We start from the raw sequence: 22,609 nt of genomic DNA on the forward strand, positions 1-22,609 counted from the left end.
GCTATGGATGAGACTGAGCCGACACAAACCAGTAGTGCTTGGTTGTTGCCGTTCGCGTTTGCTAAACGCCATAGTGTGCTTATTTCTACCGATGAAGAAAGTGGCGACTATATTTTACATTGCTTGGCAGAGGTTAACTTCGACATTATTTTAGAGATTCGTCGCATTCTGAAAGCACCCTTTAATTTCGATTTTTTACAGTTGCCAGAGTTTGAATTACTGCTAACCCAAGCGTACCAAAGAGACTCCTCCGAAGCGCAGCAAATGATGGAAGATATTGGTAATGAAGTGGACTTATATTCATTGGCCGATGAATTTACTGAAAGTGAAGATTTACTAGAAAATGAAGATGATGCGCCTATTATCAAGCTGATCAATGCCATGCTCAGTGAAGCCATCAAAGAAAGTGCTTCTGATATCCATATTGAAACCTTTGAAAATAGCTTACAAATTCGCTTTCGCGTCGATGGTATTTTACGAGAAATATTAAAACCCAATCGAAAACTAGCTTCCTTGTTGGTTTCACGTATTAAGGTTATGGCCAAGCTCGATATTGCTGAAAAACGTATTCCACAAGATGGTCGAATCTCCCTACGCATAGGTGGTCGCGCGGTTGATGTGCGTGTTTCAACTATGCCTACAGGTCATGGTGAAAGGGTAGTATTACGATTACTCGATAAAAATGCTGCTCGCTTAGATTTGAAAGACTTGGGCATGACCGACACTAATCGAGCTAATTTTTCCAAGCTTATTGAAAAACCCCATGGCATCATCTTAGTTACCGGTCCTACCGGCTCAGGTAAAAGTACCACCCTCTATGCTGGTCTCATGCAAATTGATGCCAAAGAACGTAATATTTTAACCTGCGAAGACCCGATTGAATACTCCATTGAAGGCATAGGGCAAATGCAAGTCAATACTAAAGTCGATATGACTTTTGCTCGTGGCTTGCGTGCCATTTTACGTCAAGATCCTGATGTGGTCATGGTTGGTGAAATTCGCGATTTAGAAACTGCGCAAATTGCCGTACAAGCCAGTTTAACGGGTCACTTGGTATTATCTACCTTACATACCAATACTGCGGCGGGTGCTATAACTCGTATGGAAGATATGGGTGTAGAGCCATTTTTACTGTCATCAAGTTTATTAGGCGTGTTAGCGCAACGTTTGGTACGAACACTTTGCCGACATTGTAAAGAAAGCCACCTACCTGATGAAGAAGAGCGACATTTGTTAGCCTTAGCCGATGATAATAGCGCCATGATATATCGAGCGGTTGGTTGTAAGGAATGTAGCTTTAAAGGTTATCGTGGCCGCATGGGTATCCATGAATTATTACCGGTTGATGAACAAATACGAGAGATTATTCACAATGGCCATGGTGAGCAAGCTATTGAGAAATATGCCCGTAAAGCCAACGCCAGTATCCGCCGAGATGGCTTTGATAAAGTGATGTTAGGGCAAACCACCTTAGAAGAAGTTTTACGTGTTACGCGTGAAGATTAATTTATATGACACATATATTCCATATAATTGAAATAACTAAATATAAGTACACATTATAACTAATGGCAGCATTTGAATACCAAGCGGTAGATAGTCGCGGTAAAACTAAAAAAGGTGTTATCGAAGGTGATACACCAAGACAAGTGCGTGGCTTATTACGTGAGCAAGGCTTGATGCCAACTGTTGTTACCGCAACTTTAGCCAAGCGTAAGGCAGCCAATGAGAAAACTGGCTTCAGCGCAAGCTTCGGTCAAAGTGCCGGTGCTAAGGTTTCGGCGGCAGAGTTAGCTTTGATCACTCGTCAACTAGCTACGTTAGTAGAATCTGGCTTACCGTTAGAAGAATCTTTGCTGGCGGTTGGCGAGCAATGTGAAAAAAACCGCATTAAAAGTATGATCATGGGTGTGCGTACCAAAGTTACCGAAGGCTACGGTTTATCGGAAAGTATGGCGGAATACCCTAAGGTATTTAATCGCTTGTATCGAGCTATGGTTGCCGCCGGTGAAAAGTCAGGACATCTTGATAAGGTGCTTAATCGCTTAGCGGATTATACTGAGCAGCGCCAACAGATGCGTTCACAACTTATCCAAGCACTGGTTTATCCCATAATTATGACCGTTGTTGCTGTCGGCGTTATTACCATTTTATTAACGGCGGTAGTGCCAAAAATCGTCGGTCAGTTTGAACATATGGGCGAGAATCTACCTGGTACTACGCAGTTTTTGATTGCCAGTAGTGATTTCCTGCGTGATTATGGTTTCGTAGTCGTCATCCTAGTTGCAGCACTAATGTTACTTTTTTCACAGTTGATGAAAAAACCAGATTTTGAAATGGCTTTTCATAAGTATTTGTTGCGTATACCTGGCGTTGGTAAAGTAGTTCGCGGCATCAATACTGCGCGTTTTGCCCGTACTTTAAGTATTTTAACTGCCAGTGCCGTGCCTTTACTGGAAAGTATGCGTATTTCAGGGCAAGTACTTGATAACTTATATATTAAACAGCAAGTGAAACTCTCTACCGATAAAGTACGCGAAGGTGCTAGTTTACGGGTGTCACTGGATCAAACTAAATTGTTCCCACCTATGATGTTACATATGATTGCCAGTGGCGAAAAAAGTGGCAAGTTGGAACATATGTTAGGTCGCGCTGCGGATAACCAAGATAGAGAGTTCGAAGCCTTGGTAAGTATCTCATTAAAAGCATTTGAACCGGCACTTATGGTCGCTATGGCCGGAGTAGTACTCTTTATTGTTATGGCAATATTAGAACCAATTTTACAACTTAATAGCCTAGTAGGTGGCTAATACCAAGTACACTAATTAAGTGACCATTTTCAAATGGCCTAAATATCCAATCACTTCGTTGCTTTCAATCGTAATAGCCAGCTATTGCACAATCAAGCGCCTTGTTATTGAAAATTTATTCTGATTGAATTCTGTACCCTTAATCAATTTACTTGGTATAAAATTTATTTGACAGCTTAGTTGTAGTAATCTCAATTTATCAGACGTTAGGAAAGTAATATGAATATGAAAAAAGCACAAGGTTTCACCTTACTCGAAGTGATGGTGGTTATCGTTATTCTAGGTATTCTCGCCAGTATGGTAGTACCTAACTTAATGGGCAGCCAAGAGCGCGCCAATATGCAAAAAGCGGTATCAGATGTTACCGCTTTAGAAACTTCATTAAGTTTATATAAAATGGATAACTATGACTATCCAACTACAGAGCAAGGTTTAGAAGCACTTGTTGAGCAAAGCGATGTTGAGCCAGAGCCACGTCGCTTCCCTGAAGATGGCTATATTAAACGTTTACCAAAAGATCCTTGGGGCAATGAATATGTGTTATTGAATCCAGGCGAGCAGGGTAAAATGGATGTGTTTTCAGTGGGACCAGACGGTGAAGCTGGCACCGAAGATGATATAGGCAACTGGAACCTGGGCGACTTTCAGTAATTTCGTCTAATAAACGCTTACTCATCGTTGCAAAATACTCGTTTAGTAAACTAAACGTCATATTTAGCGCCTTGATTAAGCGCATTTTAGTCGGAAATTCAGTTTGACGGCACTATGAATAAAAACACTTTAAACTTTTACTCTTTGGTTATGTTTTATAAAGTTGTGGACGTTCAGAGAAATAAATAGATTTGGATGAGCGTTGGCGAAGATGATAAAAGCAATCTTCTCAAGCATGGATGCTTGTGTAGAGCCCCATGGATGGGTTAACGCGTATTGCTTGTTCACTCGGTAACGCTTATTCAAGACAGCACAATAGATACTATGAAACATACTCCTACCAATACAGCAGAGAAACAACATGGCTTTACCTTAATTGAGGTGATGGTCGTTATTGTGCTGATTGGTCTTATGGCCAGTTTGGTGCAATTTAACATTTCCGGTAATAATCCTGCTGATAAGTTAAAGCATGAAAGTGCCCGCTTTGCCGCTATTTTTGAAGTGGCAGCAGATTACGGCATGTTAAATAATGTTGAATTGGGTTTAATTGTTAAAAAAGATAGTTATCAATTTGTTGGTTATGACGGAACTCAGTGGACTGAGATCCCTGATCAAGACTGGCAAGCCCATGTCACCATGTCTGAAGAAATAGAATTAAGCTTAGAGCTTGATGATCTGCCCATAGATGAACCTTTGCTTTTTGACGCCGACACTTTTAAAGAAAAAGATGAAGACGACTTCACCTTAATGTCGAAAGAAGAGCGAGAAAAGAAAATAATACCACAAGTGTATATTCTCTCCGGCGGCGATCTAACGCCATTTAGTGTCACTTTTCGCTTAAATGAAGACTTAGCCTTTATCGAAGGCGCGGAAGATTTAGCTTATCGCGTTACGGGCATTTACAGCATTCCGTTAACTATTGAGGGGCCAGTCCTCGATGATCAATAAAATTACTCTCGCTAGAAAAGCTAAACAAAGTGGCTTTACCCTCCTTGAAGTGATGTTAGCCATGGCCGTTTTTGCTATTGCCGGTGTCGCCTTGTTGGGTGTCGCCGATAATAACTATCGCCATATTAGTCATTTAGAAGAGCAGATGTTTGCCAATTGGGTTGCTTCCAATCAATTAGTCGAAGTCAGCTTAGATAAAACTTGGCCACCGAAAAATAACCGTAAAGGTAAAGTCGAAATGGCAGGCAGAACCTGGTATTGGCAACAAAAAGTTATTAAAACTAATAATAAAGAATTGCGCTCCATCATAATGGAAGTGCGTTTAAATGAAGATGATGAACTAGTCACTGCTAGCTTGATGGCTTTCTTAGCTCAGGATAAACCCTGATGAGAGTAATAGTTAATAAAGCTCAACTAATAGCTAGATCTGAACAGCAAGGGTTTACCTTACTTGAAGTTTTGATCGCCATTGCGATATTTTCCGTAGTCAGTTTAGCTAGTTTCACCATTTTTGATACCGTCTTACGAGGTGACGAAAATTCAAAAATACGCAGTGACCGGCAAAATGAATTACAACGGGCCTTTTTGTTAATGGAGCGAGACTTTACTCAAATTGCCAAGCGCAGTATGCGAGTTAATGGTGAAGCACCAAGCAATAGCTTTTTACAAACATCTGACGATAGCTTTTTAGCCGATGAGCAGGCCATCGCTTTTGTCCGTAATGGCTGGACTAATCCTGGTTTATTATTACCGCGCAGTGATATGCAAAGAGTCGCTTATCGAGTCGTTGATGAAACCCTGCAGCGCTTACATTATAATTTTGTTGATGCTGTGGTTGGCCAAGAGCCAAAGGTTAGGCCACTAATAAGCCAAGTGACTAATTTAACCTTTGAGTTTTATGATGGTAGTAAATGGCAGGATAAATGGTCTGGCAGCACCTTGCCGCAAGCGATTGCCATTGAAATTGAAACGGAAGTTTATGGTTTAATCCGTCGCCAGTTTTTAGTTGCCGGTGATCTCGCTGCTGATGAACAGAGTAAAACCTAGCTTATGACTATTAAATCGTCATTATCCAGCCTAGCAATAACACGTCAGCGAGGCGTCGCCTTAATTACCGTGATGCTTATTGTTGCCTTATGTTCAATTATTGCCGCACAAATGACCACCCGACTACAAACACAAATGCAGCGCAGCACTAATATCAGTTATAATCAGCAAGCTTACTGGTATGCTTTAGGCGCTGAGGCTTTTACCAAACGAGTGCTTATTAAAGCCTTTAAAGATGAACCCAAAGTTACCCATCTGGAACAAATTTGGGCGCAAGAGACAACTACTTACCCAGTTGATTTTGGCGAAATAAGTGGTGAAATAACCGATTTACAAAGTTGTTTAAATCTTAACGCTTTACACCCAAAAGCAAAGACTAAGGATGAGTCTGCTAATAGTGGCTCAGGACAGTCTTCGGCTTCATCAAAAACGGGGGGGAAAGCGGATCCTCCAAAACCAGCAAGTAAATCAGGTAGTGCCAAACAGTTACCGGCAGCAACAGTCCTCGAAGGGCTTATCGTCAATTTAAATGTTGAAGGTGTCGGTAATTTTGAAGCCGAAGCCATGGTAAATGCGTTAACAGATTGGCTTGATGACAATGATATGATAACTGGCTCTGGCGGTGCTGAAGATAACGATTATGCTTCCCGTGAATTCCCGTATCTTGCCGCTAATAGTTACTTAGGCAGTGTTAACGAATTAAGATTAATTGAGCACTTTACCCCCGCGGTTATTTTAGCCTTAAAACCTTATGTGTGTGTGCTACCACAAAATAGTCAACATCTAATAAATATCAATACCCTAGATGCAGAAAAGCCTGAGTTATTACAAGCCTTACTTGATTCGAGTTTAGAAGATGCCCAGGAGATACTTAACGCACGGGACAGCTCTGGCTATGAAAATTTAGAAGATTTTTATAAGCTGCCAGAAGTAAGTAAAATTAATATAACAAAGTGGCAACAAGCGCAGTTTGTCGTTGATAGCGAATATTTTAAATTAAAAGCCAGCGCGCGCTTTAACAATAGCTATTTTGCTATGAGCTCAATAATGAAAGTTAATCAGTCTAAAGAAATTCAAGTAATTAGTCGTACTATAGGACGTAACTAGTGACAGAAACATTATTTATCCGTCTGGGAAGTCAAGCAGACGATACCATTCATTGGTTGGTTGTTGCTGAAACTAGCAATGATGAACAGGAAATTATTGCTAGCGGTGAGCTAAAAAATGCTCAGCAGTTAGGTGAACTGACCAGTAAAGCCCAGCAGCGACAGGTGAAAATATTAGTACCGGGCTGTGATGTGCTGCTGAAGTCGTTACAGGTACCGGCAAAGTCTTCCCGAGCAATGCGCTTAGCCGCGCCTTATATGTTAGAAGATGGTTTAGCCGAAGAAGTTGAACAGTTATTTTTTGCTTATGCCGATTTAGCTAAGGATGAGGAGCATAATTGCTTCGCTGCTATTGTTGCTCATAGTCAGATGCAGCAGTGGTTATCATGGTTAGCTGATGCCGATATTACTACTAGATATATATTGCCTGATGTCTTGGCTATGCCTTTAGAGACCAATGCTTGGAGCGCCGTTGCTCTTGGTGATAGCGAGCAGCAGCAAGTGATTGTTCGTCAAGGTCTTTGGCAGGGGTTTGTCTTAGATGCCAGTGCTTGGCAATTGCAATGTCAGGCTTTCGCTACTGAGCAAGCCGCTGATGAAGAAAATAAAGCAGATAAACAAGCAAGTATCGCCATTGCGGCATTCTCGCCATTGCCTCATAGTGAGCAGTTGACACTAACCGCTATGCCGGAAGAATTACCGCTGTCGTTGATGGCGAAGAATTACCACGGTAAATTAAGCCGCTTTAATTTACTGCAAGGACAATACAAGGTTAAAGAAGCGCGCAGTAATGCAGGACGTCAGTGGTTATGGGTTGCCGGTGTTGCCTTATTTGCCTTGTTACTTAATCTATCATACAAGGGCGCACAATTATGGCAGTTAAATGCCGAGCAAGATAATGTTCAGCAAAGTATCATTAGCCATTATAAAAAAGCTTTTCCGAAAACGAAAAGAGTGCGTGTTTCCACTATTAAATCGCAACTAAATAGAGAGTTAGCGTTATTGGGCGGAGTAAGTGACCGACAAGGGTTTTTATCAATGCTGGCTAAATTGCAACCTGCCTTTGCCAAAGTACCAGCCTTAAGACCTGAGACGTTAAAGTTTGATGGCAAGCGACAAGAGTTACGTATTCAAGCAACAGCGAAGGATTATCAAGCTTTCGAGCAGTTTAGTGTTGCCTTAGCCGCAGCCAATTTGAACGTTAAGCAAGGCTCACAAAATAACCAAGGTGATCTGGTGACGGGCTCATTTAGCATTTCTAATAAAGTAAGTAATAAAAATTCAAGTAAACGTAAAGGTGCAGCAAAACAGCGCAGCAATAAAAACAATAAGGAAACATCATAATGAAAGTATGGTGGCAGCAACTCAACAGCCGAGAGCAACGTCTTGTCGCAGCAATGGCAATTGTTTTTGCAGTTTTTATTTTTTATAGCGCTATTTGGCAGCCGTTAAATAGTAGCTTAAGCCAAGCGAGCAGTAAGTTAGTAAGACAGCAGCAATTGTTATCTTGGGTGCAAGAAAATACTGCTTTGTACCAACAAGCCAAGCGCTCAGGTGGTAAAGCAAAACTCAGTGGTAGCATTTCCAGTGTTGCCAACCGTAGTGCAAAAACCTATAAATTAACCATCACCCGCATGCAACCCCAAGGTGATGACTTACAGGTATGGATAGACAGCACGCCCTTTACCCAGTTACTGTTTTGGTTAGAGCATTTAGCCAACAATGAAGGTTTACAAGTTAAAGCCATTGATTTAACTCAAGGTGATACTAGCGGCGAAGTGAAAGTGCGTCGATTACACCTTACTCGGCTTTAATAGTACTTTAGTCAATCATGACTAAAGTACTATAGCCCATGTTCCATAGTTCAAGTTCGGCGCTCAAAACAGCGCAGAGCAATAGCAGATAGAGAAATTAGATGAAAAAGTGGTTTGCTTTTACGGCAATTTTTTTGAGCAGTTATCTAGCCTTTTTAGTGGCCACCTTGCCACTAGCATTAGTGATAAACACAGTTGAGTTACCCAAATATGTAAAAGTTGGCACCGTTTCAGGCTCAATTTGGCAAGGAGAAGTTACTCACCTTACTGTGAATAACAATCAAATTCAGCAAATTAAAAGCCAACTTAGCTTTTGGTCATTGTTAAGTTTGTCACCAAAAGTACAGGTGACTTTTGGTGATGCTATGTTAGCTGGAGCTGAGGGGAAGTTCACCTTAACCGTTTCGAGCAAAGAATTAATACTCAATGATGTAGAACTTTTTGTTGCTGCTAATGATATTGCTAAGCAACTACCATTACCTATTCCTGTTACCGCACAAGGTAGCGTCGAATTGTTTTTTACTGAGTTAAACCTTAATATTGCTGACAAGTTAACGTGTCAGAGCGCACAGGGACACGTTAGTTGGTTACGTTCAGGTGTGGTCGCTTTGAATAACAACATTAAATTAGGTAATGTTTCTGCTGATATGCACTGTGAACAAGGTGATTTAATGGCCACTATATTGCCTACAAACAACCTAGGTTTGAGTTTTAATGCTCGTTTGTCACTGGCCCAACAAAGAGCTTCTGGTCAGGGATATTTAAAACCCGGTGCTAAGTTTCCTGCGCAGTTAAAATCCGTTTTATCATTTCTTGGTCGACCTGATAATCAAGGGCGTTATCAGCTAAACTTTTAGCATTTTAGCATTTTAGATTGTTGCTTGGTGGTTAGAGTTAGAGGCAGTCAACTTTGACTGCTAACCAGGCATGAATCAAATTAGAACGGCATCAATTAAGACTCTAGTCCATTATCAATAGTTTTAGCGTTTGCTTTTACTTTTGTAAGGGCTGGCCAATCTTCGGCATTTAGTCGACCTTGTTCAATCATGCCACCCAAACCTTGAAGTCCTCCGGTGTGTAATAATACAAGGCGTTCATTTTCCTTAAAGTAGCCTTGCGTCAATAAATCAAGCAAGGCCAATATCATCTTGCCTGAATACACCGGTTCAAAGGTAATGCCGGTTTGCTGGTTGAAGGCGATAATCCGCTGCACATCATCACTACTAAATTTCCCATAACCGCCGCGGTGCAAGCTGGTTAATAATTGCCAGTTATTATGTCGCTTACCTTCAGGAGTAAGTAAGCACTTAATTTCATCAACTAAATACTCTGCTTGTTTTAATACGGCAATGCCTAAAATTCTATGTTGTTTGCTATTGGCGACAGTATCTCCAGAAATAAGACCTGCCAAGGTACCGCCACTGCCAACGGGAGTGAGTAAGGTATCGAATTCAGTTTGACTGTCCAGCTCAGTTAATATCTCGGCTACACCCGCTATAGCTAAGGTGTTACTGCCACCTTCAGGAATAAAAAAGTAGTTTGCATATAGCTCACTAAGCTCAGCAAGGAAGTTTGTCTCAAAACGGCGACGGTAGGTTTTTCTATCAACAAAATGACACTGCATACCCCACTGCCTAGCCCAAGCTAAAGTAAAGTTATTGGCATAATGTGCTTCGCCTCGTATTACACCAATGCAGGGAATGTTTGCTTGTTTACAGGCATAGGCAAAAGCATGAATATGGTTAGAGTAGCTGCCGCCAAAAGTTAACGCACCTTGGTAGTTACCCTGCTTTAATTTTTCTAGATTGTATTTAAGTTTTCGCCATTTATTACCAGATATGATGTTATGCAATAAATCATCTCGTTTAACTTGCACGGTAACTTTATATTTATCGAATAGAGGGTGATTTATTTTTTGTAGTATTGACAGAGGCTTAGGCATGGCTATTTAATTAAAGGTTAATTAACAACAAGTTTATCTACTATTATAAACAATATTGCTATTTTTCGAAGTTTTTCTTCTGGCGAGTTATAGCAAGTAACAAAGTGTTTTCATCAGACGATAGCGTTAAATTACGGCACTCTTCACAGTATAAATCACTAATAAACTTAGTTAATAATATTTAGTAATGCTTGCTCTAAAGGTGTAACAAAGGGTAATATCCTTATTAATTTTAGCTATATGCGATATTGCCGATAGATGTCAATTTTAACGAAAATTAGTCAACTTTTTTCAAAGAATATTTCCAATCAGCGTCTTGGTATTGCTTTTCAGCAGCAGGGTGTCTCCTTGTGCTCAATTCCTCAGCAAAATTTAGATAATGTTGACCAGCAGAGTAAAACGGCAAAAGTGCTCTTTCAGCAAGAAAAGGTAAGTTCGGCTAACTTTTCACAAGCGATACAAGCACTACATAAAAACCATGACCTTGAAGGTACTGCCCACTTAGTGCTGAACGAAGCACAATCACAGATAGTGCAAGTGGACAAACCTAGTTTGTCTGAAAGTGAAATACACAGTGCCTTGAAGTGGCAAATTAAAGATTTAGTCAGTATTTCACCAAATAATATGGTGTTAGATTATTATGATGCCCCGCTCCTTGCGGGTGGTAAAGAAAAAATCAATGTTGTTTGTGCACCATTGGATGAGCTGCAAAAATTACTGCTAGCTACTGAGCAGGGCAAGGTTAAAATTACTAGTATTACTACCCAAGAGTTTGCTTTTGCCAATTTATTAGCGCCGCAAAATGAAGCAAATTTATTAGTGTGTCAGCAACCTAATGAAGAAGTTGTGCTAATTATTGTTAAACAACAGCAAATATACTTTCACCGTCGGTTACGAGGCTTCGCCCAAATCGGCAGTAAAACAGCAGATGAATTATCTTTTGGTATTATTGATGACATCAGCTTAGAGATTCAACGCTCGACCGATTATTTTGAACGACAGCTAAAACAAGCGCCTATCAAGGAAATTAAAGTGCTTTTACCCATTGAGTTGGAGAGTGTCTTTATTGCAAAGCTAGCTGAAAATTCGGCAGTACCGGTGACTTCACTTGAATTACCGCGACCATATCATCACCATAGAGAATTTGCCGCAGCACTAGGTGCTAGTCTAGAAAGTATTTCTGACAATATTGACGGCAAAGTTGCAGGCGAAGTTTTAGCAGGAGCGCGTTATGACAGCTAAACATAGTATTAATTTATTACAAGCTGAGCTTTTCCCTGAACAACCCTTGCTGACCTTATCCAGAGTCGCACTTGCTTGGTTGGCTTTGCTCGTTATTGTGGTCGTGTGGGCTGTTGTTACTGAGGTTAATTATAGCCAGTCGGCGGCAAGGTATGATGGCTTATTAAAAGAGCAACAACAAAAAACAAAATTAGCCAATAAATTAGCAGCGCAAGTGAAAAATAGGCAAGTTTCACCGGCTTTAATGCAAAATCTCAACACCATAAAATTAGTGATGCAGCATAAAGATGCACTGTTAACTAAACTCACCGACTCAAATGAGACTTTTGCCGGCGGCTTTGTTATGGCAATGAATGATCTGTCAGCTATGCATCATAAAGATATTCGCTTACAAAGCATCAGTATCAATGCTACCGACATGAGTTTTACCGGCCTAGCCCGAAATCCACAAGCGGTACCGGCATGGCTAGCAGGCTTTAAACAATCACGCTTATTATCCGGTAAGGCCTTTGTGCATTTTAAACTTAGTCAGAATGAGCAAAATATTACCGAGTTTTCTGTCAGTTCAACGGCTAAAAAGGGTAAAAGCTAATGAAGCAACAATGGCAAAATACCAGTGATAAGTTTCTGCAACTCAGCAGCAGAGAGCAGTTTTTACTGCTATTAACGGGTCTAGTGGCGATATTTTTTATTATCTCCTATTTATTTATTGATGATAAAAGTGCCAAGATAGTTACCTTTGATAAACAAAGTCGAGCAATGACCTCTGGCAATAAAACCCTTAACTTTACTATCAAAGAATACCAAACAGCACTCGAAAAAGATGCCAATGAAGATACGGTTAAACAAATAGCAAGGCTTGAGACCAAGCTAGCTAAAATTGACCAGCAATTAGTACATTTAACTAATGAGTTAATTAGCCCAAGTGAGATGCGAGAAGCCTTGCTCAAACTGCTTAAATTAGAGCCTGGCGTGTCATTGCTGTCTTTCGATTTAATTGGTGCAAAACCGTTATTAGATTTACCAGCCCAAACCCAAAATACAACTGCGGGCTCACATGCACCGACAGACGAGCAATTGGGTTTAAATTTATATAAACACGGCATTAAAATTAAATTATCCGGTAAATATTTTCAGTTACGTAATTATCTACAACAGCTAGAGCAGTTATCGTGGAAGTTTTTTTGGCAAGATTTTCTTTTCGAAGTCAAAGAGTACCCACGCAGTGAAGTCGAGATAACCATCTATAGCTTGGGCTTAAATAAGGAGTTTATTGGTGTCTAGAGTACATTTTAATTTATTCTTATCCGCAGGCTTGATTGTTGTGGCAACGACGCTGATTTCGCCGATTAGCCTAGCCGCTGATGTTGACCCCACTCGTCCGTTTGGCGTAAGTGGCTCAGGTAGTGATAGCAAGTTAAAACGTGATGGCGGTTTTCTGTTAACCTCCATTATTCATGGTGATGGCATTCATACGGCTGTCATCAATGGCAAAATTTATAAAATGTTTGACTATGTAGGAGAGTATCGTATCACCGCTATTAATAGTCACAGTGTGATATTACGCAGTAAAACTAAACGATTAAAAATAAATATATTTAAAAATACCGGTTTTAAAAGTACCGTTGTAGCAAGTACTGTAGGTAACTAATGATAAAAACAAGCCCCCCTATGAACAAACTAAAATTAAAAATCGCCTTTTCAACGTTATTATTTGCCTTAGTTGGCTGTCAAACAGTACCGAATGATCCGGTAGAAATAAAAGCAGACCTCGATAAATCCATTAAAGAAGCTAAAGCATTTAATGGTCCTAAGCCATTAACGCAAGTCCCCAGTTCAGTACAGCAAGAACTGATGTTTAATGATATGAATCGAGCTAAACTGGGTATGTTGGCTGAAAAACGTTTGGAGATTTCAGCCACTGAAGTTGCCGCCAAAGATTTTTTTCAAGCGATTGTTCAAGGCTCACGTTATAACATTGTTATTCACCCTGATGTTGTTGGCCAAATTTCCCTCAGTTTAAATAATGTTACTTTATCAGAGGCCTTAGACGTCGTTGAAGATGTCTATGGCTATGATATTACTCGCACGGGTAACACAGTGAAGGTATTCCCTCCAGGGATACGTACAGAAACCATTGCCTTAAATTACTTATTTCTAAAACGTTTTGGTTCATCTAGCACGACAATTAATTCTGGTGGTGTCTCAGAAAATGATCCTAACAGCGGAAATAGCAGTAATAACAACAATAACAGCAACAGCAGTAGTAACAGCAATAACCGCAGTGGCAATAGTGGCTCTAATAATCAAAGTAGCGGCATCAATTTATATACTGAAAATGAATCAAATTTTTGGGAAGAATTGAAAATATCTTTAACTGCCTTTGTTGGTACCGGTGATGGTCGCGCCGTGATAGTCTCTCCACAAGCCGGTTTGGTGACAGTACGTGCGTTACCAAAAGAAATCATAGCCGTTAAGAAGTTTATAAAAGCTACCGAAACCCACTTACATCGCCAAGTGATCATTGAAGCGAAAATAATGGAAGTTACCCTTAATGATGATTATCAACAAGGTATCAAATGGGAGAAAGTCTTAGATCAAGTCGGTAGTGCTGAAATTATCTATTCCACCACGGGTAACGTTATTGGTAATGTCATCTCTAATACTATTGGCGGTGTTAGTAGTTTGGCATTTAGTAAACAAACTAATGGTAGTGACTTTTCCGGTGTTATTGAGCTTTTACAAACACAAGGTAATGTACAAGTACTCTCAAGCCCACGTATTACAGTCACTAACAATCAAAAAGCGGTTATTAAAGTGGGTGAGGATGAGTATTTCGTCACTGAAGTTTCCAGCACAACCACTACTGGCACCTCAACCACCACCACTCCAGAAATTGAGTTAACACCGTTTTTCTCTGGCATTGCCCTCGATGTAACACCACAAATTAGTGCTGATGGTAGTGTAATATTACATGTTCACCCTTCGGTTACCATTACCGAAGAGCAAACTAAAGTCATTCAAATAGGTGATGAAGTACTAGTTTTACCACTAGCGCAAAGTAGTGTTCGTGAGTCAGATACTATTATTCGTGCTCAATCTGGTGAAGTAGTAATCATTGGTGGCTTAATTGAAACCTATAAAGTTGATATTGAGTCAAAAACGCCTTTCTTAGGTGATATACCTTTCTTAGGTGAGCTCTTTAAAAGTAAATCACAACGGACGCAAAAACGTGAATTAGTTATCATGCTTAAGCCAATTGTTGTTGGTCAAGATACTTGGAAAAACCAACTTCAAGATGCGCGCAGCCTACTGACAAAATGGTTTCCAGAAGAAGTAGCAGCGTGTGAGCTATCTGATGAAGGTCAGTTAACAGCAGAATGCCAAGAGCAATGTGTCGATGCAGAATATGCTGCAGCCCATGATGTTTGCCAAGCGGCACAGTAAAATGAAACTAAGTTAAACAATTAAGTGTAAGTGCTTAATTGTTTAATTTTGCTTAACTTCGCTTAATTAGTTCAACTAGTAGAATTGCTATGTATTTATATCATTTTGGTTTAGGAGAGTTACCTTTTACGCTAACGCCTAATACTAATTTTTATTTGCCATTGGCACCACACAATGAAGCCTTAGCAGTGCTGTCAACAGCGCTGCAAACGGGTGAAGGCTTTATTAAGGTGGTCGGTGAAGTAGGTACAGGCAAAACATTGTTATGCCGAAAGCTGCTCAATGAAATACCAGAGCATTTCGTCACTGCGTATATCCCTAATCCCTATTTGAATCCTGATGAATTAAGGCGCGCAGTTGCCGTTGAGCTAGGCGTTAAACAAGCACAACGTATGTCAGTGCAGTTATTAACTCAGCGAATTCAAACGCGTTTATTAGAGTTACATGGTCAAGGACATTCAGTGGTACTGATACTTGATGAAGCACAAGCACTGCCAGAAGATAGCTTAGAAGCGTTAAGACTATTTACTAATTTAGAGACAGAAACACGTAAATTACTACAAGTGGTTTTATTCGCGCAACCAGAGCTTGATCAGCGCTTAGCCAAAACAGAATTTCGCCAACTAAGGCAACGCATTACTTTTGCCTATAAATTAAGGCCGATGAATGCCAATGAAGTACAGCAATATATTCAACACAGATTATTAGTAGCGGGTTATAAAGGTGCAGAACTCTTTCCGGTGGCAATTTGCAAAAAGATTGCCCGAGTGAGCCAAGGCGTACCGCGCTTGGTCAATGTGTTATGCCACAAAATGCTAATGCTTGCTTATGGTCAAGGACACTACAAAATGACGGTTAAATTACTTAAAGCCGCAGTTAAAGATACTGAAAGTATCGAGCAAGGCTCAAATAAAAGCCTATTAGTTTTTTCATGCCTGGGCATCTTAAGTGCCCTGTTTATGGCTTATTATACCTTGGTGGTTAAATCATGAGTGTTATTAATCAGATGCTAAAGGATTTAGATCAGCGAACCCCTGACGCTGATGCGCTTGCTGCACAGCCAAATTACCTTGCACCTGTGCATTCACCAATGAAAACTGTCGCTATAACCACTATTTTAGTGCTGGTTGTCTGCTTGACTAGCTTTTATGTGTGGTCGTTGCAGAATGAAAATAAAGCCTTAAAAGCGGTGTACAGTGCGACTAAAGCTAGCTCAGTTCAACTTGTACCTTTAGGTAATATAGCTTCGGACATTATTCCTTCAGACATTGTACTTGGAGGTATCGGAGCTTCGACAAAAATCCCAACTAAAGAAGTTACCAAGCAAGCCAAAACGTCAGTAAATGATAGCGCTACTTTTAAAGCATCGACCAGCAAGGCTCAAGAAATTAAGGCTAAGACTATTGTCGATAATGGCTCAAGTCGAGTTACCCCGGCAAAGAAAGCTGCCGTTATCGCTCATACTGAAGTTAACGTTGAAGATAGTCGTGCAGGTTATAACAAAAGCCATGCCGCAGCTCATAGCCAAGGTAGCACTAAATATAGTACCAAAGAGAATACTCATAGTCATCCACATATACCACCGGAGCAAAAGCACGCCAGCGTAGTCAAAGCTAATTCAAGTGCTAAGCCAAAAGTACAGGCAAATAAAATTTCGGTATCACGTCGGCAGTTGTCCGCGGATGAGTTAGCACAACAAAAAATTGTCCAAGCTGAAAAGGCACTTGGGGCTAAACAAATTGCCAAAGCAGAGAACTTGCTCGAAGATGTGCTTATTATCAAGCCGACGGATAGTCAAACCCGTAAAAAATTAGCAGCACTGTGGTTTGGTCGACAAGCCTATCAAGATGCAGTGAATTTGTTATCACAAGGTATCGCCTTAAATGGTCAAGACAGCAGCTTACGTGAGATGCAAGCTCGTATTTATTTACAGCAGGGACAGGCAAGGGCCGCATTAAATACCTTAAAACCATTAGCGAGCCTTAAAGATGAGCAGTATCAAATTATGCTGGCAAATATTGCGCAGCAAGCACAGCAAAATGAAGCAGGTATTGCTGCTTATAAAGTGCTGATAACCATGCAGCCTGAGATGGGGCGTTGGCAGTTAGGCTTAGCGGTATTGTATGATAAAGATAGCCAATTTAAATTAGCAAGTAAGGCTTATGCAGCAGCACTAGCAAAAAATGATTTATCAATTTCATCAGAGAACTTTGTTAAGCAACGTATACAGGCAATAGGACAGTAGGAACTAATCTTATATGGGCCACTGGCAACGTGCTGTACCGCTATTGTACGATCAAAATAGCCAACTGACGCTAGCAGATAGAGAGAGTTAATAAAAAGTGATTTATCTATTTCAACAGAAAAATTTGTTAAACAACGCATACAGGCAATAGGATAGTAGGAACCTATCTTATATGGGCCGCGGGCAACTTGCTGTACCGGTATTGTACGATAAGAATAGCCAATTGACGCTAACAGATAAAGAAGCGTTAATAAAAAGTGATTTATCTATTTCAACAGAAAAATTTGTTAAACAACGCATACAGGCAATAGGACAGTAGGACAAATTATGGCAGCTCCCAAATTAAAGATGCGCTTAGGTGACTTATTGGTTCATGAAAATATCATATCCAATGAGCAGCTAATGCAAGCGTTATCGAGTCAAAAGCAAACGGGTCGAAAGCTCGGTGATACCTTAATTGAGCTTAGCCATCTCTCTGAAAGACAATTGTTGCAATTTTTAGCGCAGCAACTCAATGTGCCTTTTTTAGATATTTCCCAGCATAAAATAGCGCCGAATGTTGCCAGTTTACTGCCGGAAGTGCATGCGAGACGTTTAAGAGCCTTGATCATTGAAGACCGAGGCGCTTCAGTATTACTCGGTATGAGCGACCCTGCCGATTTAAGTGGCTTAGATCAATTAGAGCGGATGTTATCGCCTAAGCGTATTGAACTTGCGGTAGTGATGGAGTCACAAATTTTTGATGCCTTCGACAGCTTATATCGCCGTACCGCTGAAATTGAATCTTTTGCCAGCCAACTAGAGGAAGAATATGAAGAGTCTTCTAGTTTTGATCTTGCCACTACCTTCCTTGATGAAGGTGGTGATGCCACAGTAGGGAAATTACTACAATCGGTATTTGAAGATGCGGTACAAATGCGTGCATCCGATATTCATATTGAGCCAGAAGAACATCAATTACGTATTCGTCAGCGTATAGATGGTGTCTTACAAGAAAAAATTCTGAAAGAAAATAAAATTGCTTCTGCTATGGTGTTGCGCCTTAAGTTGATGGCGGGTCTCGATATCTCAGAAAAGCGTATCCCGCAAGATGGCCGCTTTAATATAGATATTAGTGGTCACAATATTGATGTGCGTATGTCGACCATGCCGGTTCAATTTGGTGAGTCGGTAGTAATGCGTTTATTAGATCAATCTGCGGGGTTGTTATCCCTAGAGCAAACGGGTATGCCGGCAGATATTGTTAAACGTGTCCGCCAACAAATCCGTAGACCCCATGGCATGGTGTTAGTTACCGGGCCAACGGGTAGTGGTAAAACAACGACACTCTATGCGGCATTAAATGAACTTAATGAAGCCAGTAAAAAAATCATCACGGTTGAAGATCCGGTCGAGTATCGTTTACCCAGAATAAACCAAGTACAAGTAAATACTAAAATCGATTTAACTTTTTCAAGAGTATTAAGAACAGCACTTCGCCAAGATCCAGATATTATGATGGTGGGTGAAATGCGCGACCAAGAAACAGTAGAAATAGGCTTACGAGGCGCGATAACCGGTCACTTAGTGTTATCAACACTGCATACCAATGATGCCATTACCAGTGCGCTGCGTTTAATTGATATGGGCGCAGCAGGGTTTTTAGTGGGTAGTGCACTCAGAGCTGTCATAGCTCAACGCTTGGTGCGTAGAGTCTGCGACTCTTGTACCACTGAATACAAAGCGGATGAACAAGAAATATTTTGGCTAACGAACTTAGCGGGCGAGCAGGCAAAAACTAGCCAGTTTAAGCAGGGTAAAGGTTGTCAATCTTGTCAATATACGGGTTATAAAGGTCGAATAGGTGTCTTTGAAATACTTGAAATGAATCAAGAGATGATGGCGGCATTAAAACGTAATGATAGTGAAGCCTTTGGTCAGTTAGCCAAAGCAAACCCTAGCTTTACTCCGCTTGCTAAAGCGGCTTTTGATTATGCTGCCAAGGGCATTACTACAGTAGAAGAAGTGTTACGTTTGGTTGAAACAATTGATATTAATTAGTCACTTTAGTTAATTAATAAAATGATTAATCAACTAATAACGTATGTTAGAGCATAGAGATATTTATGGCGTCATTTAATTATACCGGGCGAAATGCCAATGGTAGTAAGGTAAAAGACAGTATTGATGCGGCCAATTTAGATGCGGCTGCTGAAAAATTATTCAAAAAGGGTATTACACCTATTTCTATCGTTGCCGGTGGGCAAGGGAATAGTAGTATTGCTAGTACTGATATTTTTGAGTTACTCAATAATGGTCGGGTTTCCTTAGAAGAGTTGATTATTTTCTGTCGGCAAATGTATGCCTTGATGCGCTCTGGTGTGCCTATATTGCGCGCTATTAATGGCATGGTTGAATCGGCCAATTCCAATACCCTTAAAAAAGCGCTCTCGGATATAGGCAAACAGCTGGAAGGTGGTTATAGTTTTTCTTCTGCACTTAATCATCATCCAAAAATCTTTGACCATCTCTTCGTTTCCTTGGTCCATGTGGGTGAGAATACCGGTCAGCTTGATCAAGCTTTTTTTAAGTTAACCACTTACCTTGAACGTGAGTTAGATACCCGCAAGCGTATTAAAGCGGCATTGCGCTATCCAAGTATGGTGCTTATTGCCTTATCAGCCGCTTTGGTTATTTTAAACATTTTTGTTATCCCAACGTTTGCCGATATGTTCTCTCGACTAGGGGCCGACTTACCCCCGATGACACAATTTATAATTGCCAGCTCTAACTTATTTACCAATTATTGGTATTATATGTTACTTGCCATAGTGGTGACTTACTTGATGATCAATAAGTCGCTAAAAACCAAGCAGGGACGTTATCAGTGGGACCGCCGCAAGATTAAAATTCCCATTATTGGCAGCATTATTGAACGTTCGATATTGGCACGCTTTTCCCATAGTTTTGCCATTGTCTTAAAGGCGGGTGTGCCTATGACTACAGCGTTAACCTTAGTTGCTGAAGCGGTAGATAATACCTATATGCAGGAGAAAATTGCCTCGATGCGACAAGGTATAGAAAGTGGTGAAAGTTTATTACGTTCATCTGTTGCCAGTAATCTTTTTACTCCCTTGGTATTACAAATGGTTGCGGTTGGTGAAGAAACTGGTCGAGTTGATGAATTATTGGCAGAGGTCGGCGATTATTACGAACGAGAAGTTGATTATGATTTAGCCACTTTAACCGCAAGAATTGAACCGCTATTATTAGTGGTGGTCGCGGTAATGGTATTAGTTTTAGCGCTAGGTATTTTTACGCCTATGTGGGATATGGCTTCGGCTATGCAAGGTTAATAACAGATAATATGGCGAATCCACCGGGAAATATTGAAAAAAAACAAGAGTCTACTATTGAGTTTGTTATTGTTGTGGTGATTATTGCAGTGTTGATGAAGTTATTATTGGATATGTTTTTTACTCAGCAAGAAAAAATAACCAATACAGCTTTTGTTAGCCTAGCACAAAGTTTTACCAGTAAAGTCAATGTGGTTCATGGCCAATGGTTAATGGATAAAGAGCCTAATATTGTGGTATTAAGCCGTTTAAATAGTAAAGAAAAGCAATATGTTAATGTGAACAAATCTGGCTGGATTGATAGCGACCATACCAGCTTGGCTTGCCATGAAATTTGGCAGCAAACCTTAACAATGCCATTACAAGTCGTTAAATCTGCGGTAGTGGCGATTGAAATTCAAAATAAAGCTATTAAAAACGGCCGCTTATGCCGATATAGTATTGCTAATGGGCAATCTTTTGATTATCGTAGTGATACAGGGAAAGTGAAGCAGGTAAATTAATTCTGCTATTGAATAAATTATCATCAGAAAATTATTCATCGGCTAATTTATTTAATAAGTACAAGTGATTAGCTATATTCGAGATTGAAAAGTGGTGTGCTACTGACCAAAATGGTAACATTATGTTTCTGGCAGCTAAAGATATAAATTTGCAGCTGATGCTATTGAGAATAAACTCAAAGTATTGGCTGATATAAGAAGGTTATCTCAATGATAAAAAGCATTTCCAAGCAAGGTATTGTTCAACATAGCCATAAACAGCTAGATGTTCGCACGACTAAACAGGCGGGCTTTACCTTAATTGAATTGGTTATTGTTGTCGTTATTTTAGGGTTTTTGGCCGCTACTGCTATTCCTAAGTTTATTGATTTAACCGTACAAGCTAAGCAGGCAAATATTCAAGGTATGGCTGGTGGCTTTGCCACGGGCGTATCTTTAGCTCGCTCGCAATGGGAAGCTGAGGCTCGTCCCAAAGATACCGACGGTGTCAATATGGTTAATTATGATGGCACTACCATTTATTTAACCAGTGAAGATAGCACTACTACCCCAACCATTAATCCAGGTTATATTGTTGGTACTGATAGTGGTAATGGTATAAATGGAAAAACCATGGCCGTAGCTGACTGTATTGCGGTATGGAATAGTTTATTGCAGCAACCACCTTTATTGGCCAGTAGTGTCACAGAAATTAATGATGATGGAAGCTTTAGGTATTTAGCAAATGTTGAAGGTAGTGGCTCAAGCACATTATGTCACTATCATTTAAAAGAAACATTAACGCGCGATAGTAATGGCGCTTACCTTGCTCCAGCAAATTTAACCCAAGAGGGTAATAGTTTTAGTTACCAGCCAGCAAATAGTTCGGTAATTATTTATATCAATGATAACTAGTTACGGATAACTATTAATTGATTTTTTGACCGTGCATTAAGCACAAATTAACTTAAATAAATTTATTCGTAAATTGAGGAAAAAGCATGAAAAGTAGTATGAATGTAAAAGTAAATCAACAGGGTTTTACCTTAATTGAATTGGTAGTAGTTATTGTTATTTTAGGTATTTTAGCGGTAACAGCGGCACCTAAATTTATTGATTTAACCAGCGATGCTAAAGCTTCCACCGTCGAGGCAGTAAAAGGCGCACTTAACTCAGCTGCCGATATGGCCCATGCTAAAGCTTTAGTTGAAGGTATTACAGCCGGTGATTTAAGTATTGCAGGCAAAAGTATTAAGTTTATTAATTCTTATCCTACAGCTGGGTCTATTAACGATCTGATGGATATTAATACTTCAGCTAGTGGTGGCAATGGTGATTTTTATGTTGCTACAACTGATGCCGATGCAGATGATGGCGTAACCACTTATACTCATCCTACTGCTGTAGATGGAACTGAATGTTTAGCTACTTATACTGCAACAGATGATGTAAATGTTAAGCCTGTAATAGCTAGCGATACTGATAAATGTTAATGACTAGCTAAGCTAGAAGTTAAGATGAAAACCGAGCTTTGCTCGGT

At 40.2% G+C, this 22,609-nt stretch carries 24 protein-coding genes; 23 read left to right on the forward strand and 1 reads right to left on the reverse strand.

Annotated elements, in window-relative coordinates; genetic code table 11:
* Positions 1 to 3 precede the first annotated feature (3 nt).
* The 10 genes from gspE (at position 4) to HRT55_RS05685 (ending at position 9,233) form a co-directional block, all read left to right on the forward strand.
* Positions 4 to 1,506 (forward strand): type II secretion system ATPase GspE, encoded by a 1,503-nt coding sequence (gspE, locus tag HRT55_RS05640; RefSeq protein ID WP_291620425.1) that lies wholly within the window; start codon positions 4 to 6, stop codon positions 1,504 to 1,506.
* Between the two features lie 62 nt (positions 1,507 to 1,568).
* Positions 1,569 to 2,810, forward strand: a complete 1,242-nt coding sequence (gene gspF, locus HRT55_RS05645; protein WP_291619537.1) for a type II secretion system inner membrane protein GspF — start codon at positions 1,569 to 1,571, stop codon at positions 2,808 to 2,810.
* A gap of 219 nt (positions 2,811 to 3,029) precedes the next feature.
* Positions 3,030 to 3,461, forward strand: coding sequence for a type II secretion system major pseudopilin GspG (gene gspG / locus HRT55_RS05650; RefSeq protein ID WP_291619538.1), 432 nt, complete (start codon positions 3,030 to 3,032; stop codon positions 3,459 to 3,461).
* Positions 3,462 to 3,785: 324 nt separating this feature from the next.
* Positions 3,786 to 4,409: a type II secretion system minor pseudopilin GspH gene (gspH, locus tag HRT55_RS05655; RefSeq protein WP_291619540.1), complete on the forward strand. Its 624-nt coding sequence runs from the start codon at positions 3,786 to 3,788 to the stop codon at positions 4,407 to 4,409.
* Positions 4,399 to 4,797, forward strand: a complete 399-nt coding sequence (gspI, locus tag HRT55_RS05660) for a type II secretion system minor pseudopilin GspI (RefSeq protein WP_291619542.1) — start codon at positions 4,399 to 4,401, stop codon at positions 4,795 to 4,797. The genes gspH and gspI overlap by 11 nt, the downstream gene beginning before the upstream one ends.
* Positions 4,797 to 5,456 (forward strand): type II secretion system minor pseudopilin GspJ, encoded by a 660-nt coding sequence (gene gspJ / locus HRT55_RS05665; RefSeq protein WP_291619545.1) that lies wholly within the window; start codon positions 4,797 to 4,799, stop codon positions 5,454 to 5,456. Before gspI ends, gspJ begins: the two co-directional genes overlap by 1 nt.
* A gap of 3 nt (positions 5,457 to 5,459) precedes the next feature.
* Positions 5,460 to 6,563 carry a type II secretion system minor pseudopilin GspK gene (gspK, locus tag HRT55_RS05670; protein ID WP_291619546.1) on the forward strand — a complete coding sequence of 368 codons (1,104 nt, stop codon included), beginning with the start codon at positions 5,460 to 5,462 and terminating at the stop codon, positions 6,561 to 6,563.
* On the forward strand, positions 6,563 to 7,906 hold the full coding sequence (gene gspL / locus HRT55_RS05675; protein WP_291619548.1) for a type II secretion system protein GspL: 1,344 nt from the start codon (positions 6,563 to 6,565) through the stop codon (positions 7,904 to 7,906). The genes gspK and gspL overlap by 1 nt, the downstream gene beginning before the upstream one ends.
* The gene (gene gspM / locus HRT55_RS05680) at positions 7,906 to 8,376 is read left to right on the forward strand and encodes a type II secretion system protein M (RefSeq protein WP_291619550.1); all 471 of its coding nucleotides are present in this window, start codon (positions 7,906 to 7,908) and stop codon (positions 8,374 to 8,376) included. The genes gspL and gspM overlap by 1 nt, the downstream gene beginning before the upstream one ends.
* A gap of 101 nt (positions 8,377 to 8,477) precedes the next feature.
* A complete protein-coding gene (locus HRT55_RS05685; protein WP_291619552.1) occupies positions 8,478 to 9,233 on the forward strand; it encodes a type II secretion system protein N in 756 nt (251 codons plus the stop codon).
* A gap of 95 nt (positions 9,234 to 9,328) precedes the next feature.
* Here the strand turns inward: HRT55_RS05685 and HRT55_RS05690 are convergent, their stop codons facing one another.
* Positions 9,329 to 10,318, reverse strand: coding sequence for a 1-aminocyclopropane-1-carboxylate deaminase/D-cysteine desulfhydrase (locus HRT55_RS05690; RefSeq protein WP_291619554.1), 990 nt, complete (start codon positions 10,316 to 10,318; stop codon positions 9,329 to 9,331).
* 258 nt (positions 10,319 to 10,576) lie between these two features.
* On the opposite strand from HRT55_RS05690, the gene HRT55_RS05695 reads away from it, so the two are divergent.
* From HRT55_RS05695 to HRT55_RS05755, 13 genes are all read left to right on the forward strand, one after another.
* Positions 10,577 to 11,560: a hypothetical protein gene (locus HRT55_RS05695; RefSeq protein ID WP_291619556.1), complete on the forward strand. Its 984-nt coding sequence runs from the start codon at positions 10,577 to 10,579 to the stop codon at positions 11,558 to 11,560.
* Positions 11,550 to 12,152: a PilN domain-containing protein gene (locus tag HRT55_RS05700; RefSeq protein ID WP_291619558.1), complete on the forward strand. Its 603-nt coding sequence runs from the start codon at positions 11,550 to 11,552 to the stop codon at positions 12,150 to 12,152. The genes HRT55_RS05695 and HRT55_RS05700 overlap by 11 nt, the downstream gene beginning before the upstream one ends.
* Positions 12,152 to 12,844, forward strand: a complete 693-nt coding sequence (locus HRT55_RS05705; RefSeq protein WP_291619560.1) for a hypothetical protein — start codon at positions 12,152 to 12,154, stop codon at positions 12,842 to 12,844. The genes HRT55_RS05700 and HRT55_RS05705 overlap by 1 nt, the downstream gene beginning before the upstream one ends.
* On the forward strand, positions 12,837 to 13,211 hold the full coding sequence (locus HRT55_RS05710) for a hypothetical protein (RefSeq protein WP_291619562.1): 375 nt from the start codon (positions 12,837 to 12,839) through the stop codon (positions 13,209 to 13,211). Before HRT55_RS05705 ends, HRT55_RS05710 begins: the two co-directional genes overlap by 8 nt.
* Complete coding sequence (gene mshL, locus HRT55_RS05715; protein WP_291619564.1) at positions 13,211 to 15,007, forward strand: pilus (MSHA type) biogenesis protein MshL; 1,797 nt, start codon at positions 13,211 to 13,213, stop codon at positions 15,005 to 15,007. The genes HRT55_RS05710 and mshL overlap by 1 nt, the downstream gene beginning before the upstream one ends.
* Positions 15,008 to 15,096: 89 nt before the next feature.
* Positions 15,097 to 15,999, forward strand: coding sequence for an AAA family ATPase (locus HRT55_RS05720; RefSeq protein WP_291619566.1), 903 nt, complete (start codon positions 15,097 to 15,099; stop codon positions 15,997 to 15,999).
* Complete coding sequence (locus HRT55_RS05725) at positions 15,996 to 17,252, forward strand: tetratricopeptide repeat protein (RefSeq protein WP_291619567.1); 1,257 nt, start codon at positions 15,996 to 15,998, stop codon at positions 17,250 to 17,252. Before HRT55_RS05720 ends, HRT55_RS05725 begins: the two co-directional genes overlap by 4 nt.
* A gap of 172 nt (positions 17,253 to 17,424) precedes the next feature.
* Positions 17,425 to 17,571, forward strand: coding sequence for a hypothetical protein (locus HRT55_RS05730; RefSeq protein ID WP_291619569.1), 147 nt, complete (start codon positions 17,425 to 17,427; stop codon positions 17,569 to 17,571).
* Between the two features lie 8 nt (positions 17,572 to 17,579).
* Positions 17,580 to 19,292 (forward strand): type II/IV secretion system protein, encoded by a 1,713-nt coding sequence (locus HRT55_RS05735; RefSeq protein WP_291619571.1) that lies wholly within the window; start codon positions 17,580 to 17,582, stop codon positions 19,290 to 19,292.
* Between the two features lie 65 nt (positions 19,293 to 19,357).
* Positions 19,358 to 20,587 carry a type II secretion system F family protein gene (locus tag HRT55_RS05740; RefSeq protein WP_291619573.1) on the forward strand — a complete coding sequence of 410 codons (1,230 nt, stop codon included), beginning with the start codon at positions 19,358 to 19,360 and terminating at the stop codon, positions 20,585 to 20,587.
* 11 nt (positions 20,588 to 20,598) lie between these two features.
* The gene (locus tag HRT55_RS05745) at positions 20,599 to 21,090 is read left to right on the forward strand and encodes a hypothetical protein (RefSeq protein WP_291619575.1); all 492 of its coding nucleotides are present in this window, start codon (positions 20,599 to 20,601) and stop codon (positions 21,088 to 21,090) included.
* Positions 21,091 to 21,300: 210 nt separating this feature from the next.
* Positions 21,301 to 21,984 carry a type II secretion system protein gene (locus HRT55_RS05750; protein WP_291619576.1) on the forward strand — a complete coding sequence of 228 codons (684 nt, stop codon included), beginning with the start codon at positions 21,301 to 21,303 and terminating at the stop codon, positions 21,982 to 21,984.
* Positions 21,985 to 22,070: 86 nt separating this feature from the next.
* Complete coding sequence (locus HRT55_RS05755) at positions 22,071 to 22,562, forward strand: prepilin-type N-terminal cleavage/methylation domain-containing protein (RefSeq protein WP_291619578.1); 492 nt, start codon at positions 22,071 to 22,073, stop codon at positions 22,560 to 22,562.
* Positions 22,563 to 22,609: the final 47 nt, after the last annotated feature.

It is taken from the genome of Colwellia sp. (assembly GCF_013214175.1).
GTDB lineage: Bacteria > Pseudomonadota > Gammaproteobacteria > Enterobacterales > Alteromonadaceae > Colwellia.

Bases quoted from the DNA above. Each gene is read 5' to 3' on its own strand.
- HRT55_RS05705 (WP_291619560.1), top strand. From the start codon at position 12,152: ATGAAGCAACAATGGCAAAATACCAGTGATAAGTTTCTGCAACTCAGC.
- HRT55_RS05725 (WP_291619567.1), top strand. From the start codon at position 15,996: ATGAGTGTTATTAATCAGATGCTAAAGGATTTAGATCAGCGAACCCCT.
- HRT55_RS05730 (WP_291619569.1), top strand. From the start codon at position 17,425: ATGGGCCGCGGGCAACTTGCTGTACCGGTATTGTACGATAAGAATAGC.
- mshL (WP_291619564.1), top strand. From the start codon at position 13,211: ATGATAAAAACAAGCCCCCCTATGAACAAACTAAAATTAAAAATCGCC.
- gspG (WP_291619538.1), top strand. From the start codon at position 3,030: ATGAATATGAAAAAAGCACAAGGTTTCACCTTACTCGAAGTGATGGTG.
- HRT55_RS05745 (WP_291619575.1), top strand. From the start codon at position 20,599: ATGGCGAATCCACCGGGAAATATTGAAAAAAAACAAGAGTCTACTATT.
- HRT55_RS05690 (WP_291619554.1), bottom strand. From the start codon at position 10,318: ATGCCTAAGCCTCTGTCAATACTACAAAAAATAAATCACCCTCTATTC.
- HRT55_RS05740 (WP_291619573.1), top strand. From the start codon at position 19,358: ATGGCGTCATTTAATTATACCGGGCGAAATGCCAATGGTAGTAAGGTA.
- gspE (WP_291620425.1), top strand. From the start codon at position 4: ATGGATGAGACTGAGCCGACACAAACCAGTAGTGCTTGGTTGTTGCCG.
- HRT55_RS05720 (WP_291619566.1), top strand. From the start codon at position 15,097: ATGTATTTATATCATTTTGGTTTAGGAGAGTTACCTTTTACGCTAACG.
- gspH (WP_291619540.1), top strand. From the start codon at position 3,786: ATGAAACATACTCCTACCAATACAGCAGAGAAACAACATGGCTTTACC.
- HRT55_RS05755 (WP_291619578.1), top strand. From the start codon at position 22,071: ATGAAAAGTAGTATGAATGTAAAAGTAAATCAACAGGGTTTTACCTTA.
- gspJ (WP_291619545.1), top strand. From the start codon at position 4,797: ATGAGAGTAATAGTTAATAAAGCTCAACTAATAGCTAGATCTGAACAG.
- HRT55_RS05695 (WP_291619556.1), top strand. From the start codon at position 10,577: ATGTCAATTTTAACGAAAATTAGTCAACTTTTTTCAAAGAATATTTCC.
- gspF (WP_291619537.1), top strand. From the start codon at position 1,569: ATGGCAGCATTTGAATACCAAGCGGTAGATAGTCGCGGTAAAACTAAA.
- HRT55_RS05750 (WP_291619576.1), top strand. From the start codon at position 21,301: ATGATAAAAAGCATTTCCAAGCAAGGTATTGTTCAACATAGCCATAAA.
- HRT55_RS05685 (WP_291619552.1), top strand. From the start codon at position 8,478: ATGAAAAAGTGGTTTGCTTTTACGGCAATTTTTTTGAGCAGTTATCTA.
- gspI (WP_291619542.1), top strand. From the start codon at position 4,399: ATGATCAATAAAATTACTCTCGCTAGAAAAGCTAAACAAAGTGGCTTT.
- gspK (WP_291619546.1), top strand. From the start codon at position 5,460: ATGACTATTAAATCGTCATTATCCAGCCTAGCAATAACACGTCAGCGA.
- HRT55_RS05700 (WP_291619558.1), top strand. From the start codon at position 11,550: ATGACAGCTAAACATAGTATTAATTTATTACAAGCTGAGCTTTTCCCT.
- HRT55_RS05735 (WP_291619571.1), top strand. From the start codon at position 17,580: ATGGCAGCTCCCAAATTAAAGATGCGCTTAGGTGACTTATTGGTTCAT.
- gspM (WP_291619550.1), top strand. From the start codon at position 7,906: ATGAAAGTATGGTGGCAGCAACTCAACAGCCGAGAGCAACGTCTTGTC.